Here is a 14,984-nt window from a genome sequence, read left to right on the forward strand (position 1 = left end):
TCGGGGTATCAACATATCTGGCGTTGACTTTTGGCACGCTGTTGAGTTCTCAAGGAACGGACGCTTCCTTCGTACTCACCCTCTCGGGCTTTCCTCCGGGCGCTTCCCTTCGGTCTTGCTGTCTTGCTTTTCCGACTCTATCAGATCTTTCCGATCCGATTCCCTGTCGGTGGGATTTGTCGTCGGCTTCGGGCCTTCGCCCCTCGGCCTTTCGACATTCACTACGTTAGCCGATTCTTCCTTGGACTCATAATCGCGTCCCGCGAGTCCGAATTCAGGCATGCGGACATGCCGAAATCGCTCCCGCTGAGGGAAGTCGTAGGTAGTGGGTTGGCCGCTTCCGGCTGCAGGCGATTGCCGTACCCGGGTCAAGCGGCTCGGGCTACCTTACGCGTCTCCCAAAGGTGAGTCAACTTCGGCGCTTCCTCGGGACATGCGCCCGATACGGGCTGACCGTCGGGTCGTCGGCGACCCAGTAGCGCCAGGGGTGCACGCCGCCTTCGCCGGCCACGCCGGTCCGGGGTCCGTTGCGTACCTGGTCACCGGGTACGGGGGCACCCGTCAGGATGCGCAGCGGGGTCTCCTCGGAGGCGCACGCGTCCGTGCCGTTCAGCGCGCGGTCCACGCCCAGGGCGGTGGCGAGGCGGGCCGGGCCTTTGGCCAGTTCCTTGTCGTTGCGGGCGGAGAGTCGACGGGTCCGGGCCAGTTCGGCGCCCTCGATGATCTCGCCGGCCCGGAGCAGGACCGCGCTCGCCCTGCCCTCGGGGCCGCACACCAGGTTCATGCAGAACCACATGCCGTAGGTGAAGTAGACGTACACGTGCCCGGGGGGACCGAACATCACGTCGTTGCGGGGGGTGCGACCGCGGTAGGCGTGGGAGCCGGGGTCGTTCTGACCGTCGTAGGCCTCCACCTCCGTCAGACGGAGGGCGATCGGACCGTCGGGGGTGCTGCGCACCAGGATCCGGCCCAGGAGGTCGGGGGCCACCTCGAGAATGGGGCGGTCGAAGAAATGCCTGGGCAGGGGCGTACGGTCGGGGCTCGCGATCATGCCGTCCGAGCGTAACGCAGCCGGGGCCGTGCGCGGGGCGGCCAGGGAGCGGCCGCCTTGCCGGGTGTGGGCGCGGAACCGGTCACGACCGGATCGCGTTTGTATGGATCGAGGATCCACACGTAAGCCTGGAGAGGGAGAGACATGGCGTTCAAGAAGCTGCTCGCGAGCCTGGGGGCCGGCGGGGCCTCGGTCGAGACCGAGCTGCATGAGGTCAACGTCGTACCGGGGGGTGTCGTCCAGGGCGAGGTGCGGATCCAGGGAGGGTCCGTCGACCAGGAGATCGAGGGGCTGTCGGTCGGACTCCAGGCCAAGGTCGAGGTGGAGAGCGGCGACCAGGAGTACAAGCAGGACATCGAGTTCACCAAGGTTCGGCTCGGCGGTGCCTTCCAGCTGAAGGCCGGTGCGGTGCACGCGGTGCCGTTCGGGCTCGAGATTCCGTGGGAGACGCCGATCACCACGATCGACGGGCAGTCGCTGCGCGGGATGCACATCGGTGTCACCACGGAGCTGGAGATCGCGCGCGCCGTGGACTCCGGCGACCTGGACCCGATCAACGTGCACCCGCTGCCGGCGCAGAAGGCGATCCTGGACGCGTTCATCCAGCTGGGCTTCCGCTTCAAGAGCGCGGACATGGAGCGCGGCCACATCCGGGGCACGCGGCAGCAGCTCCCCTTCTACCAGGAGATCGAGTTCTTCCCGCCTCAGCAGTACCGCGGGCTGAACCAGGTCGAGCTGAGCTTCGTGGCCGACGCGCAGGCGATGGACGTCGTGCTGGAGATGGACAAGAAGCCCGGGCTGTTCAGCGAGGGCAGCGACACGTTCCGTTCCTTCAAGGTGGGGCTGAACGACTACCAGGGCACCGACTGGACGGCGTACCTCAACCAGTGGCTGTCGGAGGTCGGCAGCAAGCGCAACTGGTTCTGACGGATCCGGCGGTGAAGCCCGTAGGCTCGGTCGCCTCTGCACCAGAACATCAGGAGGTACCGAGGTGACCGAGCTGAAGCGGCGTCCGCTCCCCCATGACTTCCACCCGCCCGTGCCGTCGTTCACCGTGACGAGTGAGGACGTGCGGGAAGGCGGGACGCTCAAGGACGCTCAGGTCTACGCGGCCGGGAACACCTCTCCGCATCTGCGGTGGGAGGGCTTCCCCGCCGACACCAAGAGCTTCGCCGTGACCTGCTACGACCCGGACGCCCCGACGGGCAGCGGGTTCTGGCACTGGGTGGTGTTCGACATCCCGGCCTCGGTGACCGAGCTGCCGGCGGGTGCGGGCAGCGGCGCGTTCGAGGGGCTGCCCGCGGGCGCCGTACAGGCGCGCAACGACTACGGCGGCAAGGAGTTCGGCGGTGCCGCGCCGCCGGCCGGGGACGGCCCGCACCGGTATGTGTTCACGGTGTACGCAGTGGACCAGGAGAAGCTCGGTCCGGACGCGGACGGCACCCCCGCCTTCGTCGGCTTCAACCTGCGCTTCCACACGATCGCGCGCGCCCAGCTGATCGGCGAGTACGAGGTGCCCGCGGACAGCTGACCCAGCCGAGCGTTCATGGAACGTTTGCCCGCCCCTGGTCTTGGAATGGATCAGGGGCGGGCATCTTTATATTGCGTTGTCCATCTCGGCGTGCCCGGCCAGAGTTGATCCCAGCCCGCCAGGGGGTGGGCCGGTGCGCACGGGAGGTGGGCTGGTATGCGGGACACGCTGGTGCTGAACGCTAGCTTCGAGCCGTTGTCGACGGTGACGTTGAATCGAGCCGTCGTTCTGGTGCTCCAGGACAAGGCCGTCGTCGAACGGGCCCACCCCTCGCTGCGGATGCGCGGAGCCGCGCTCGACATACCCGCGCCGCGGGTGATCAGGCTGTGCCAGTACGTACGGGTGCCGTTCCGAAGACGTGCGCCGTGGTCGAGGCGGGGGGTGCTGGTCAGGGACCGGCACCGGTGCGCGTACTGCGGGCGGCGGGCGACGACCGTCGACCACGTGGTGCCGCGGTCGCACGGCGGTCAGGACACGTGGCTGAACACGGTGGCCTCGTGTGCGCAGGACAATCACCGCAAGGCGAACCGGACGCCGGAGCAGGCGGGGATGCCGTTGCTTCGGGAGCCGTTCGAGCCGACTCCGGCCGATGCGATGTTGCTGGCGCTGGCCCGGGACGACTTCGCTGCGCTGCCGGAGTGGTTGGTGTTGGACGCGGCGTGACGGCTGCGCCGTCGGGGCTGGGGTTCTGACGCCGGGCGCGGGCTGTCCGTGGCTGGTCGCGCAGTTCCCCGCGCCCCTGGGGGCGTGACACCGCCCGGCGTTCACAAGAACCGTCAGTCGATCGACGGCTTCTCCCGGCGTTCCTGGGCGGGGACGCTTGCGCCGCCGTTGCCGCTGCCCGAACCGCCGCCCAGGCCGCCGATGTTGCCCATGGCGCCCGAGAGGCCCTTGAGGGCGTCGCCGATTTCGCTGGGGACGATCCAGAGCTTGTTGGCGTCGCCCTCGGCGATCTTCGGGAGCATCTGGAGGTACTGGTAGGAGAGCAGCTTCTGGTCCGGGTCGCCGGCGTGGATGGCCTCGAAGACGGTGCGGACGGCCTGGGCCTCGCCCTCGGCGCGCAGGGCCGCGGCCTTGGCCTCACCTTCGGCGCGCAGGATCTGGGACTGCTTCTCACCTTCGGCGCGCAGGATCTCGGACTGGCGGACACCTTCGGCCTGGAGGATCGCGGCGCGCTTGTCCCGGTCGGCGCGCATCTGCTTCTCCATCGAGTCCTGGATGGAGGTGGGCGGTTCGATGGCCTTGAGCTCGACGCGGTTGACGCGGATGCCCCACTTGCCGGTGGCCTCGTCGAGGACGCCGCGCAGGGCCGCGTTGATCTCCTCGCGGGAGGTCAGGGTCCGCTCCAGGTCCATGCCGCCGATGATGTTGCGGAGCGTCGTGACCGTGAGTTGCTCGATGGCCTGGATGTAGCTGGCGACCTCGTAGGTCGCGGCGCGGGCGTCGGTCACCTGGTAGTAGATGACGGTGTCGATGTTGACGACCAGGTTGTCCTGGGTGATGACCGGCTGCGGCGGGAAGGGGACGACCTGTTCGCGCAGGTCGATGCGGTTGCGGATGGTGTCGATGAACGGGACCACGATGTTGAGGCCCGCGTTGAGGGTCCGCGTGTAGCGGCCGAAGCGCTCGACGATGGCGGCACTGGCCTGTGGAATGACCTGGATGGTCTTGATCAGGGCGATGAAGACCAACACCACCAGGATGATCAGGACGATGATGACCGGTTCCATCGTGGGTGTCCGTCCCCTTCTCCGCCTCGGCGCTCCGGCAGATCCTATTGACGACCAGATCTCGTTGAGCAGGTCTTGTTGCGCAGATCCTGTTGACGCAGAACCTGTTGAACTGTCTGGCCCTGACTACTGCTGATCCTACGGCTGTTGAGGATCTTGCTGGTCGAGTCTGACAGACGGTCGCACGACTCGGGGGTCGTTCGGGCCACTTGCGGCAGGGCGGGTCACATGATGACGGCCGTGGCTCCGTCGATCTCCACGACGTCCACTTCCTCACCGGGCTCGAAGGCGCGTCCGGTGTCCAGGGCGCGTGCCGACCAGATCTCCCCCGCGAGTTTGATCCGGCCGCCGGAGCCGTCGACCCGCTCCGTGACGACGGCCTGTCTGCCTTTCAGCGCGTCCACACCTGAGGCCATTTGGGGCTGTTGGGCACGGTGTCGGGCGGCGACGGGCCGTACGACCGCGATGAGGGCGACCGAGACGATGACGAAGACGATGACCTGGACGACCAGGTCCGCGCCCAGCCCGGAGGCGACGGCGGCGGCTACGGCGCCGACGGCGAACATCCCGAACTCCGGCATCGCGGTCACGACGAGCGGGATTCCGAGCGCTGCCGCGGCGACGAGCCACCACACCCATGCGTCGATGTCGTTCACGCTGTCATGGTAGGTCCGTTGGGGATGTCAGGGACAGGGCGCACGCGGGGCGGGTCAGGACAGCGGGAGCCCCTTCGCGGTCCAGCGGTCCCCGGCCTGCTCGACGACGAGCGGGAGCCCGAAGCAGAGGGACAGGTTGCGGGAGGTGAGTTCGAGCTCCAGCGGCCCGGCGGCCAGCACCTTGCCCTGACGGATCATCAGGACGTGGGTGAAGCCTGGGGCGATCTCCTCGACGTGGTGGGTGACCATGATCATGGAGGGGGCGATGGGGTCGCGGGCCAGTCGACCGAGGCGGCGGACGAGGTCCTCGCGGCCGCCGAGGTCGAGGCCGGCGGCCGGCTCGTCGAGCAGGAGCAGTTCGGGGTCGGTCATCAGGGCGCGGGCGATCAGGGTGCGCTTGCGCTCTCCCTCGGAGAGGGTGCCGAACCTGCGCTCCAGGTACTCGGTCATGCCGAGGCGGTCGAGGAAGGCGCGGGCGCGCTGCTCGTCGATGTCCTCGTACTCCTCCTGCCAGCCGGCGGTCATGCCGTACGCGGCGGTCAGGACGGTCTGCAGGACGGTCTGGCGCTTGGGAAGCTTGTCGGCCATGGCGATGCCGGCCACGCCGATGCGCGGGCGCAGCTCGAAGACGTCGGTGCCGGGCTTGCCGAGCGTCTCGCCGAGGATGGTGGCGGTGCCGCTGCTGGGGTAGAGGTAGCTGGACGCGACATTGAGGAGGGTGGTCTTGCCGGCGCCGTTGGGGCCGAGGATGACCCAGCGCTCGCCCTCCTTGACCGACCAGGAGACCTGGTCCACCAGAGCCCGGCCCTCGCGGACCACGGATACGTCCTGAAGCTCCAGAACATCGCTCATGAGCGCGTTGTCTCCCCTTGCATTGTGGCCGGTCTCGGCTGTCGCGTACACCTGTGACTCGGGCCGCGGCGCCGGTGGGCGCAGGCCCCTCCAGGAAATCTACGCCACCGGTCGGGCTCACCGTTCCATCGGTCCGGTCCTTAGGGTGGGGGCATGCTCTCGGAACCACGCGCAGGGCGCCTTGCCGCCTGGGGAAATGCCCTGATTGCCCACATGGTCTCGCCGGACGACGCCGCGGTCGCGATCGTGGGCGAGGACGCGGTCCACCGGGTGGAGGGCCTGCCGGGTGAGGACGCCCCGGTCGGTCTCACGCTGGCGCTGGGGCGGCTGCGGGCGCTCGGGGCGAGTGGGCTGCGGGTCGCGCTGCCCGCGCCGGGGCATCCGCTGGGGCTCAGCGGGCCGCCGGAGTTCAACGCGCGGGCGTTGGACGCCGAGGAGGCGGTGATCTGTGAGGGGGCGGCGCTGGGGCTGGTGCCGGAGGTGTACGAGGCGGGGCCCGAGGGCGACGTGCACGTCGAGGTGGTGTGGCACTGTCTGCCGGTGCGGGAGGCGCCGCCTGCGGACGTGCCCTCGCTCGGGGAGGCGGAGCGGGAGCTGGCGGAGGCGCTGCGGGACGCGACGGAGGTGCTGACGCGGCTGGACGTCGCCGGGTCGGGGCCGGTGGCGGAGGCGGCGGTCTCGGCGTACCGGGCCCGGGCGGAGCGGTCCTCCGGGCGGGAGGTGCTGGCGCCGGGGTATCCGCCGCGGGCGGTGCGGGTGCTGGAGTTGGCGCAGCGGGTGGGGATGCTGGTGTCGCTGGCGTCCGAGAACGGGCACGGGGGTGCGGTGAGCGCGTCGGAGATGGCGGCGCGGGGGGAGGCGCTCAGGCCGGTGGAGCGGGTGGCTCGGCGGGCGCAGGTCGCGGCGTACAACTCCGTTGTGGTGGAGCCGGGGCGGTGACGGCGCCGTGTCTCGGCGGGCGCCCGGCGTGAGTGCGGGCGTGGGGCCGGAGTGCGCTGCTCGGCGCTGACGAGGTGCCGCAGCGCCCACCCGTGCCGCCCCAGCGGCACGACTGCCCGCTGCTGGGGGCGCATACGACTGCCTGTCGCTGGGACGGCATGGGAGGCGGCCTGTGTCAGTGGTTGATGCCCAGGTTGCCGAAGGCCGGGTTCAGGACGCCGATGACGTTGACGCTGTTGCCGACGGCGTTGACCGGGATGTGGACCGGCGCCTGGACCAGGTTGCCGGAGGCGACGCCCGGGGAGCCGACGGCCTTGCCGTGGGCGTGGGAGCCCCCGTCGGTGGCGGAGGCCATGCCCGCACCGGCGGCGATCAGCCCGCCGGCCACCATCGTCACGGCCGCTGCCTTCTTCAGGTTCTTCACTTACAAGCCCTCCTTGCGATCACCGGGGCAGTCGCCGCGGTGCGCACTGGAGAACGGCCGGGCCCCTCGAAGGATGCGCCATATGGGGGACATTCCCACGACGGTATGAATCTCCGACCGGAGGGGAACCCTCCGCCGCGGTGCCGCGTACCGGGTCAGCCCGTCACACCATGGCGTACGGCCCACAGGGCGGCCTGGGTGCGGTCCGCGAGGTCGAGTTTCATCAGGATGTTCGAGACGTGGGTCTTCACGGTCTTCTCGGAGAGCACCAGCGCGCGGGCGATCTCCCGGTTGGAGCGGCCGTCCGCGATCAGCCCGAGCACCTCGCGCTCCCGGTCCGTGAGGGAACCCGCTCTGCCCGGCCCGGAGCTGCTCTCCTCCTGGCTCAGCAGGGCGCCCGCGACCTCGGGCTGGAGCAGGATGTGCCCGGCGTGGACGGAGCGGATGGCGCCGGCCAGCGCGTCCGGGTCGACGTCCTTGTAGACGTACCCGGCCGCGCCCGCGCGCAGGGCCGGGACCACGGTGCGCTGCTCGGTGAAGCTGGTGACGACGAGCACGCGCGCGTGGTTGTCCAGCTCGCGGAGCCTGCGCAGCGCGTCGACGCCGTCCATGCCCGGCATCTTGACGTCCATGAGGATCACGTCGGGCTTCAGCTCCTGGGCGCGGTCGACGCCCTCGGCGCCGTCCGCGGCCTCGCCGACCACCTCGATGTCGTCCTGCACCTCCAGGAAGGTGCGCAGTCCCCGGCGGACCACCTGGTGGTCGTCGACGAGCAGCACCTTGATTGCCTCAGCCACCGGGAACCTCCATCTCGATCGTGGTGCCCTCGCCGGGCGCGGACCGCACGGTCAGCCGGCCGCCTGTGCCGTTCGTCCGGTCGCGCATCGAGACCAGGCCGAGGTGGCGTCCGGCGCGGCGGACCGTGCGCGGGTCGAAGCCGCTTCCGTCGTCGGTGATCCGCAGGACGGTTCCGGTGCCCCGCCGGTGCAGGGTCACGTCGACGTGTTCCGCCCCGGAGTGGCGCAGGGCGTTGTGCAGTGCCTCCTGTGCCACGCGCAGCATCGCCTCCTCCTGGGCGGCCGGCAGGGCCTTGACTCCGTGGCCGGTGAAGGTGACGCGGGCGGCGTGAGCGCGGTCGAGGACCTGGATCTGGGTGCGCAGGGTGGCGACGAGGCCGTCCTCCTCCAGGGCGGCGGGGCGCAGCTCGACGACGGCGGCGCGCAGTTCGTCGGCGGCTTCGGCGGCCAGGGTGGCGACCTGGTGCAGCTCGCCCTTGGCGCGCGCGGGGTCGCGGTCGACCAGGGCGGTGGCGGCCTGGGCGGTCAGGCGCAGCGAGAACAGCTTCTGGCTGACCGCGTCGTGCAGTTCGTGGGCGAGGCGGGAGCGCTCCTCGGCGATGGTCAGCTCGCGGCTGCGCTCGTACAGGCGCGCGTTGGTGAGGGCGATCGCGGCGTGCTGGGCGAGGATGCCGAGCAGTTCCTCGTCGTCCTGCGTGAAGCCGCAGCCGCCCGCGGGCTTCGGGCAGTTCTTGTTGGCCAGGAACAGCGCCCCGAGCACCTCGTCGCCGTCGCGGATCGGCAGGCCCAGGAAGTCGACCAGGTCGGGGTGGGCGGAGGGCCAGCCGCCGAAGCGGGGGTCCGTGCGGACGTCGGCGAGTCGCTCGGGGGTGGCCTCGTGGAGCATCGCGGCGAGGATGCCGTGCTGGCGCGGCAGGGGGCCGATGGCCTTCCACTGCTCGTCGCTGACGCCGTCGACCACGAACTGGGCGAAGCCGCCGTGGTCGTCGGGGACGCCGAGGGCGGCGTACTGCGCGTCGAGCAGCTCGCGGGCCGAGGCGACGATCGTCTTGAGGACGTCGCGCACCTCGAGGTGCCTGCTCATGGCCAGCAGCGCGGAGCTCACCGCGGTGAGGCCGGACCGGGGGCCGTGACTCATGTCCTCACGGTACCCGCGGGGGGTGGGGGCGGGATCGGCCCGGTGACGGGCGTCGCCTAGGGCGGTGGGCCTAGGTCCGGGGTCCTGCCCGTCGGGCCTAGGGCGAAGGGCCCTCCCCGGTCGGGACCGGTGCCCGAGGTGACCGGTGGGGCCGGGTTCCTACGTTGAGATCACGCCGTCCGGACGGACGGCGGGGACGACGAAGGGGACGTGTGTCATGCCGGTTGCGATCATCACGGGAGCGTCCAAGGGACTGGGCCGGGCGCTCGCCGAGGCCCTTGCGGCACGGGGGTGGGACCTGGTGCTGGACGCCAGGAACCCCGAGCCGCTCAAGGAGACGGCGACGGCGCTGGAGGCGTACGGCACGCGCGTGACGGCGTTGCCCGGCGACGTCACCGACTCCTGGCACCGTACGGCGCTGGTCACGGAGGCCCGGCAGCTGGGCGGCGTGGATCTGCTGGTCAGCAACGCGAGCGCGCTGGGCGCGGAGCCGCTGGTGCGGTTGGAGGGGCTGCCTCTGGACGGGCTGCGGCGGGCCCTGGAGGTGAACGTCGTGGCCGCGCTCGGCCTGGTGCGGGAGGCACTGCCGGCACTGCGGGCGGCTCCCGCGGGCGCGATGGTGACGGTCAGCTCGGACGCGGCCGCCGAGGCGTACGAGACGTGGGGCGGCTACGGGGCGTCCAAGGCGGCCCTGGACCAGCTGGCGGCGGTGCTGGGCGCCGAGGAGCCGGGGCTGCGGGTGTGGGCGGTGGATCCGGGGGACATGGCCACGGACCTGTACGCCGCGGCGGTGCCGGACGACGACGGCCTGCGGCCGGACCCGGCGAGTGTCGTGCCGGCGCTGCTGCGGCTGCTGGACGAGCGGCCGGCGAGCGGGCGCTACGGTGCCCCGGCGTTGCTGGAGGCGCGGTGATGCCGGCGTCGGTCGTGCGGGTGCCGGAGGAGTTGTCGGCCCGGGTGCCGGTGGAGCAGCGGGGGCCGGGCCTGGACCGGGACGGTGTCCGGCTGCTGGTGTCGCGCGGCACCGAGGTGTCGCACCACGTGTTCGGGGAGCTGCCGGGGCTGCTGCGGGCCGGTGATCTGCTGGTGGTCAACACGTCTCCCACGCTGGCCGCAGCCGTGGACGGCCGGGTCGGGCACGCGCGCGTGGTGGTGCACTTCTCCACGCGCGGGGACGACGGCCGGTGGGCGGTGGAGCTGCGGGAACCGGACGGAAGGGGCACCACGCGCGCGCGTGCGGACGTGTCGGGCGCTACGCGCGCGCGTGCGGACGTAGTGGAGGGGCGCGGGTGCGGTGGTGCGGCGGGGACGAAGGTGCGGCTGCCGGGTGGTGCGCGGCTGGTGCTGGAGGAGCCGCTGAGCGCACGCGGGGAGCGCTTGTGGTGGGCGCGGGTGTCGCGGGCGGAGGTGCCCGCGCTGCTGCGCGAGCACGGGCGGCCCATTCGTTACTCCTACACGGAGCGGGACCAGCCGCTGTCCGTCTACCAGACGGTGTTCGCGCTGCCGTACGGGAACGGGACGGGCAGTGCGGAGATGCCGAGCGCGGCACGGCCCTTCACGGCGCGGCTGGTGGCGGAGCTGGTGAGCCGTGGGGTGCAGTTCGCGCCGGTGACGCTGCACACGGGGGTGGCGTCGGCGGAGTCGCACGAGCCGCCGTATCCGGAGCGCTTCGCGGTGCCGGAGGCGTCGGCGCGGCTGATCAACGCCGTGCGCGCCGGTGACGGGCGGGTGGTGGCGGTGGGGACGACGGCCGTACGGGCGGTGGAGTCGGCGGCCGGTGCCGACGGGGTCGTACGGGCGCGGGCCGGGTGGACCGATCTGGTGGTGACTCCGGAGCGCGGGGTGCGGGTGGTGGAGGGGCTGCTGACGGGGCTGCACGAGCCGGAGGCCTCGCATCTGCTGATGCTGGAGGCGGTGGCGGGGCGGGCGGCGATCAACCGCGGGTACGAGGCGGCGGTGCGGGGGCGCTACCTGTGGCACGAGTTCGGGGACGTCCATCTCCTCCTGCCGTAGGAGAGCGTCGCCGAACCACTCACACATCGCATTGCTTCAGCAACCAACAGTGAGAACGGCGGGGGGTCGATGTGAGCCCGCGCATAGGGCGCACGTCACGTACGAAGGGGAGTAGGAGAACGACTCGTCCGTTTTGAGCGGGGCAGATGGTCCAATCTGCCCCGCTTTGTCGTTCCCTGATCCACTATCCCGGATCGTACGTCACACCTTTGCCTCCGGATTTTGCGGTCGCTAAGAATTGCTCTCGTCGCTCAGCGCCGTGGGTTCTCCCCCGCGGCGTTTGTGCCGGAAGCACCAACTGTCCCCACCGGACGAGAGCGACCTCCGCGCTATTCGAAGAGGTCTATCCCGCCATGCTCAAGAACATCCTTTCCCGTGGTCGCAGTCGTTCCCTGAACCGCACGCAGAAGGCCGCCATCGCCGGTGTCGGCGCGCTCGGCGCCGCCGCCGTCGCCCTCACCGCCGTCCCGGCCAGCGGCCAGACGACGACCACGAGCGAGGCCGCTCCGACGGCCAAGGTGGCGTACAGCACCAAGCAGATCCAGGACGTGCACGCCGGTGTCACCGGCCAGCTCGCCGGCGCCAGCCAGAAGGTCGCCGCCATCGAGGCCAAGAAGGAGGCGGCCGCCAAGAAGTCGACCGCCGAGAAGAAGGCCGCCGCCGAGAAGGCCGCCGCCAAGCGTGAGGCGAAGGAGTCCACCAGCCGCTCCGCCAAGCGCACCGAGGTCAAGAAGGCCGCGCCGAAGTCCTACCCGAACAACCTCGACGGCTGGATCCGCGAGGCCCGGGCCATCATGAAGAAGCACAACATCCCCGGTACCTACGAGGGCATCCACCGCAACATCATGCGGGAGTCCTCCGGCAACCCGAAGGCCATCAACGACTGGGACATCAACGCCATCAACGGCATCCCGTCGAAGGGCCTGCTCCAGGTCATCCCGCCGACGTTCAAGGCCTACCACGTGGCCGGCACCTCGAAGAACATCTACGACCCGGTCGCCAACATCGTCGCCGCGTGCAACTACGCCGCGGACAAGTACGGCACCATGGACAACGTCGACAGCGCGTACTGAGGTCGGCGCGGACCTCTTCTCGACGTCGCCGACGCCGCACCGTACGCCGAAGGGCGGCACCCTCCTGACGGGGTGCCGCCCTTCGGGGCGTGCGGGCGGGTCTTCCCGCCCGCAGGGCCTCGGCCTACTTGCGCATGACCTCGGGCTCGTGCCGGCGCAGGAACCGGGCGACGAAGAAGCCGCAGATCACGCCGAGGACGATCAGCGCGGCCATGTCCAGGCCCCAGGCGCCCACGGTGTGCTCCCACAGCGGGTCGGCCTCGGCGCCCTTCTCGGGCGGGCTGATCTTGTTGAAGTCCAGCGTGGCACCGGCCGCGGCGACCGCCCAGCGCGAGGGCATCAGGTACGAGAACTGGTTGACGCCGACCGCCTCGTTCAGGGCGAAGAGACAGCCGGTGAAGACGACCTGGATGATCGCGAACATGACCAGCAGCGGCATGGTCTTCTCGGCGGTCTTCACCAGTGACGAGATGATCAGGCCGAACATCATCGAGGTGAAGCCCAGCGCCATGATCGGCAGGGACAGCTCGACGAGCGTCGCGCCGCCCAGGATCAGTCCCTCGTCGGGGATCTCGCGGGTGGCGAAGCCGATCACACCGACCAGCAGGCCCTGGAACACCGTGATCAGGCCGAGCACGAAGACCTTGGACATCAGGTACGCGGACCGGGACAGGCCGGTCGCGCGTTCCCGCTCGTAGATCACCCGTTCCTTGATGAGCTCACGGACCGAGTTCGCGGCGCCGGCGAAGCACGCGCCGACCGCGAGGATCAGCAGGACCGTGGTGGCGGTGCCGTTGGGGATGATCCGGCCGGTCTGCGGGTTGGCGGGGTTGGGCAGCAGGCCCTTGTCCGCGTCGATGAGCAGGCTCACCGCGCCCAGCACGGCCGGCAGGATCACCATCAGGGCCAGGAAGCCCTTGTCGGAGGCGATCACCGACACGTAGCGCCGCACCAGGGTGACGAACTGCGACATCCAGCCCTGCGGCTTCGGCGGCTTCATCGCCTGCATCGGCGGCACCTGTACGGACTGCGGCGCGACCGCGTCGAGGTCCGCGGCGTACATCTGGTAGTGCTGCGAGCCCTTCCAGCGGCCCGCCCAGTCGTAGTCGCGGTAGTTCTCGAAGGCGGAGAAGACGTCGGCCCAGGTGTCGTAGCCGAAGAAGTTCAGCGCCTCCTCGGGCGGGCCGAAGTAGGCCACGGAACCGCCCGGCGCCATCACCAGCAGCTTGTCGCAGGTCGCCAGCTCGGCCACCGAGTGGGTGACGACGAGGACGGTGCGGCCGTCGTCGGCGAGACCGCGCAGCAGCTGCATGACGTCGCGGTCCATGCCCGGGTCGAGACCGGACGTCGGCTCGTCCAGGAAGATCAGCGACGGCTTGGTGAGCAGCTCCAGGGCGACGGAGACGCGCTTGCGCTGGCCGCCGGACAGGGACGTGACCTTCTTGTCCTTGTGGATGTCCAGCTTCAGCTCGCGCAGCACCTCGTCTATGCGGGCGTCGCGCTCGGCGGCCGTGGTGTCGGCCGGGAAGCGGAGCTTCGCCGCGTACTTGAGCGCCTTCTTGACGGTCAGCTCCTTGTGCAGGATGTCGTCCTGCGGGACCAGACCGATGCGCTGACGCAGCTCGGCGAACTGCTTGTACAGGTTCCGGTTGTCGTAGAGGACCTCGCCCTGGTCGGCGGGCCGGTAGCCGGTGAGCGCCTTGAGCAGGGTCGACTTGCCGGATCCCGACGGGCCGATGACCGCGATCAGCGACTTCTCGGGTACGCCGAAGGAGACGTCCTTGAGGATCTGCTTGCCGCCGTCGACCGTGACGGTCAGGTGCCGGGCGGAGAAGGAGACCTCACCGGTGTCGACGAACTCCTCGAGCCGGTCGCCGACGATCTGGAACGTCGAGTGGCCGACACCGACGATGTCGGTCGGGCCGAGCAGCTGGGTGCCGCCCTTGGGGATCGGCTGGCCGTTGACGTACGTGCCGTTGTGCGAGCCGAGGTCGCGGATCTCCATGCGCCCGTCGGGCGTGGCGTGGAACTCCGCGTGGTTGCGGGAGACCTGCAGGTCGGAGACGACCAGGTCGTTCTCCAGGGCACGGCCGATGCGCATCACGCGGCCGAGCGAGAACTGGTGGAACGTGGTCGGGCTGCGGTCCCCGTAGACCGGTGGCGCCCCCGCCGCGCCGCCTGGTCCCTGCTGCTGGGGGAAGTGCGGAGCGGCCTGCTGCGGCTGCTGCGCGGCCTGCTGCGGTGGCTGTTGCTGCTGCCAGCCGGCCTGCTGGCCCTGATGCGGCTGCCCGTGCTGCGGGGCCTGCTGGGGCGGCGCCTGCTGCTGGAGCGGCTGCTGCGCGGGCGGCGCCTGCTGGGCCCAGCCCGCGTTCGCGCCCTGCGCGGCGTACGGCTGCTGCTGCGGCTGTTGTTGCGGCTGGGCCTGCGGCGCGCCGGCCGGGGCCTGCGCACCGGTCAGGCTGACGCGCGGCCCGTCGGTCGCGTTGCCCAGGTTCAGCACCGTGCCGGCGCCGAGCTCCATCTGCTGGACCCGCTGGCCGTGCACGAACGTGCCGTTGGTGCTGCCGTGATCCTCGACCACCCAACTGCGGCCGTTGAAACTGATCGTGGCATGCCGCCAGGAGACCCTGGCGTCGTCGAAGACAAGCTCCCCCTGCGGATCGCGTCCTAGCGCATATGACCGGGACGGATCGAGCGTCCAGGTCCGTCCATTGGATTCCAGTACGAGTTCCGGCACTCCATGCCCCACTGAGTTGTCCCCCGATGTGCTCCCGTCGCGG

15 protein-coding genes are annotated in these 14,984 nt (G+C 70.5%); 7 read left to right on the forward strand and 8 right to left on the reverse strand.

The window, feature by feature from the left end; translation table 11 throughout:
* Positions 1–409 precede the first annotated feature (409 nt).
* Positions 410–1,051: a DNA-3-methyladenine glycosylase gene (locus ACIQFU_RS31705; protein WP_402556132.1), complete on the reverse strand. Its 642-nt coding sequence runs from the start codon at positions 1,049–1,051 to the stop codon at positions 410–412.
* 144 nt (positions 1,052–1,195) lie between these two features.
* Here ACIQFU_RS31705 and ACIQFU_RS31710 point away from each other — a divergent pair, with 144 nt between their 5' ends.
* From ACIQFU_RS31710 to ACIQFU_RS31720, 3 genes are all read left to right on the forward strand, one after another.
* Complete coding sequence (locus ACIQFU_RS31710; RefSeq protein ID WP_402556133.1) at positions 1,196–1,978, forward strand: sporulation protein; 783 nt, start codon at positions 1,196–1,198, stop codon at positions 1,976–1,978.
* A 64-nt stretch (positions 1,979–2,042) separates the two neighbouring features.
* A complete protein-coding gene (locus tag ACIQFU_RS31715) occupies positions 2,043–2,582 on the forward strand; it encodes a YbhB/YbcL family Raf kinase inhibitor-like protein (protein ID WP_402556135.1) in 540 nt (179 codons plus the stop codon).
* A 156-nt stretch (positions 2,583–2,738) separates the two neighbouring features.
* On the forward strand, positions 2,739–3,245 hold the full coding sequence (locus ACIQFU_RS31720) for an HNH endonuclease (RefSeq protein ID WP_402556136.1): 507 nt from the start codon (positions 2,739–2,741) through the stop codon (positions 3,243–3,245).
* A 113-nt stretch (positions 3,246–3,358) separates the two neighbouring features.
* Here ACIQFU_RS31720 and ACIQFU_RS31725 read toward each other — a convergent pair whose 3' ends face one another.
* From ACIQFU_RS31725 to ACIQFU_RS31735, 3 genes are all read right to left on the reverse strand, one after another.
* Positions 3,359–4,312 carry an SPFH domain-containing protein gene (locus ACIQFU_RS31725; protein ID WP_191888582.1) on the reverse strand — a complete coding sequence of 318 codons (954 nt, stop codon included), beginning with the start codon at positions 4,310–4,312 and terminating at the stop codon, positions 3,359–3,361.
* A 224-nt stretch (positions 4,313–4,536) separates the two neighbouring features.
* Positions 4,537–4,968, reverse strand: a complete 432-nt coding sequence (locus tag ACIQFU_RS31730) for an NfeD family protein (RefSeq protein ID WP_402556137.1) — start codon at positions 4,966–4,968, stop codon at positions 4,537–4,539.
* A gap of 54 nt (positions 4,969–5,022) precedes the next feature.
* Entirely contained in the window at positions 5,023–5,820 is a 798-nt protein-coding gene (locus ACIQFU_RS31735) for an ABC transporter ATP-binding protein (protein ID WP_402556139.1), read from the reverse strand.
* A 153-nt stretch (positions 5,821–5,973) separates the two neighbouring features.
* Between ACIQFU_RS31735 and ACIQFU_RS31740 the strand changes: the two genes are divergently transcribed.
* Positions 5,974–6,759: a hypothetical protein gene (locus ACIQFU_RS31740; protein WP_402556141.1), complete on the forward strand. Its 786-nt coding sequence runs from the start codon at positions 5,974–5,976 to the stop codon at positions 6,757–6,759.
* A 175-nt stretch (positions 6,760–6,934) separates the two neighbouring features.
* Here the strand turns inward: ACIQFU_RS31740 and chpE are convergent, their stop codons facing one another.
* The 3 genes from chpE to ACIQFU_RS31755 all read right to left on the reverse strand — a co-directional run bounded on the left by chpE (position 6,935) and on the right by ACIQFU_RS31755 (position 9,118).
* On the reverse strand, positions 6,935–7,183 hold the full coding sequence (gene chpE, locus ACIQFU_RS31745; protein ID WP_402556142.1) for a chaplin ChpE: 249 nt from the start codon (positions 7,181–7,183) through the stop codon (positions 6,935–6,937).
* Positions 7,184–7,338: 155 nt separating this feature from the next.
* A complete protein-coding gene (locus ACIQFU_RS31750; RefSeq protein ID WP_402556143.1) occupies positions 7,339–7,980 on the reverse strand; it encodes a response regulator in 642 nt (213 codons plus the stop codon).
* Complete coding sequence (locus tag ACIQFU_RS31755) at positions 7,973–9,118, reverse strand: GAF domain-containing sensor histidine kinase (protein WP_402556144.1); 1,146 nt, start codon at positions 9,116–9,118, stop codon at positions 7,973–7,975. The genes ACIQFU_RS31750 and ACIQFU_RS31755 overlap by 8 nt, the downstream gene beginning before the upstream one ends.
* A gap of 217 nt (positions 9,119–9,335) precedes the next feature.
* On the opposite strand from ACIQFU_RS31755, the gene ACIQFU_RS31760 reads away from it, so the two are divergent.
* From ACIQFU_RS31760 to ACIQFU_RS31770, 3 genes are all read left to right on the forward strand, one after another.
* Positions 9,336–10,031: an SDR family NAD(P)-dependent oxidoreductase gene (locus ACIQFU_RS31760; RefSeq protein WP_402556145.1), complete on the forward strand. Its 696-nt coding sequence runs from the start codon at positions 9,336–9,338 to the stop codon at positions 10,029–10,031.
* Complete coding sequence (locus tag ACIQFU_RS31765; RefSeq protein WP_402556147.1) at positions 10,031–11,131, forward strand: S-adenosylmethionine:tRNA ribosyltransferase-isomerase; 1,101 nt, start codon at positions 10,031–10,033, stop codon at positions 11,129–11,131. Before ACIQFU_RS31760 ends, ACIQFU_RS31765 begins: the two co-directional genes overlap by 1 nt.
* A 353-nt stretch (positions 11,132–11,484) precedes the next feature.
* Positions 11,485–12,204, forward strand: coding sequence for a transglycosylase SLT domain-containing protein (locus ACIQFU_RS31770; protein ID WP_402556148.1), 720 nt, complete (start codon positions 11,485–11,487; stop codon positions 12,202–12,204).
* Positions 12,205–12,328: 124 nt separating this feature from the next.
* Here the strand turns inward: ACIQFU_RS31770 and ACIQFU_RS31775 are convergent, their stop codons facing one another.
* Positions 12,329–14,941, reverse strand: coding sequence for an FHA domain-containing protein (locus tag ACIQFU_RS31775; RefSeq protein ID WP_402556150.1), 2,613 nt, complete (start codon positions 14,939–14,941; stop codon positions 12,329–12,331).
* Positions 14,942–14,984: the final 43 nt, after the last annotated feature.

The organism is Streptomyces sp. NPDC093065, from assembly GCF_044754585.1.
Classification (GTDB): domain Bacteria; phylum Actinomycetota; class Actinomycetes; order Streptomycetales; family Streptomycetaceae; genus Streptomyces.

Coding starts and splice junctions, on each gene's coding strand:
- ACIQFU_RS31705 (WP_402556132.1), bottom strand. CDS start 1,051: ATGATCGCGAGCCCCGACCGTACGCCCCTGCCCAGGCATTTCTTCGAC.
- ACIQFU_RS31710 (WP_402556133.1), top strand. CDS start 1,196: ATGGCGTTCAAGAAGCTGCTCGCGAGCCTGGGGGCCGGCGGGGCCTCG.
- ACIQFU_RS31720 (WP_402556136.1), top strand. CDS start 2,739: ATGCGGGACACGCTGGTGCTGAACGCTAGCTTCGAGCCGTTGTCGACG.
- ACIQFU_RS31725 (WP_191888582.1), bottom strand. CDS start 4,312: ATGGAACCGGTCATCATCGTCCTGATCATCCTGGTGGTGTTGGTCTTC.
- ACIQFU_RS31735 (WP_402556139.1), bottom strand. CDS start 5,820: ATGAGCGATGTTCTGGAGCTTCAGGACGTATCCGTGGTCCGCGAGGGC.
- ACIQFU_RS31740 (WP_402556141.1), top strand. CDS start 5,974: ATGCTCTCGGAACCACGCGCAGGGCGCCTTGCCGCCTGGGGAAATGCC.
- ACIQFU_RS31755 (WP_402556144.1), bottom strand. CDS start 9,118: ATGAGTCACGGCCCCCGGTCCGGCCTCACCGCGGTGAGCTCCGCGCTG.
- ACIQFU_RS31760 (WP_402556145.1), top strand. CDS start 9,336: ATGCCGGTTGCGATCATCACGGGAGCGTCCAAGGGACTGGGCCGGGCG.
- ACIQFU_RS31765 (WP_402556147.1), top strand. CDS start 10,031: ATGCCGGCGTCGGTCGTGCGGGTGCCGGAGGAGTTGTCGGCCCGGGTG.
- ACIQFU_RS31770 (WP_402556148.1), top strand. CDS start 11,485: ATGCTCAAGAACATCCTTTCCCGTGGTCGCAGTCGTTCCCTGAACCGC.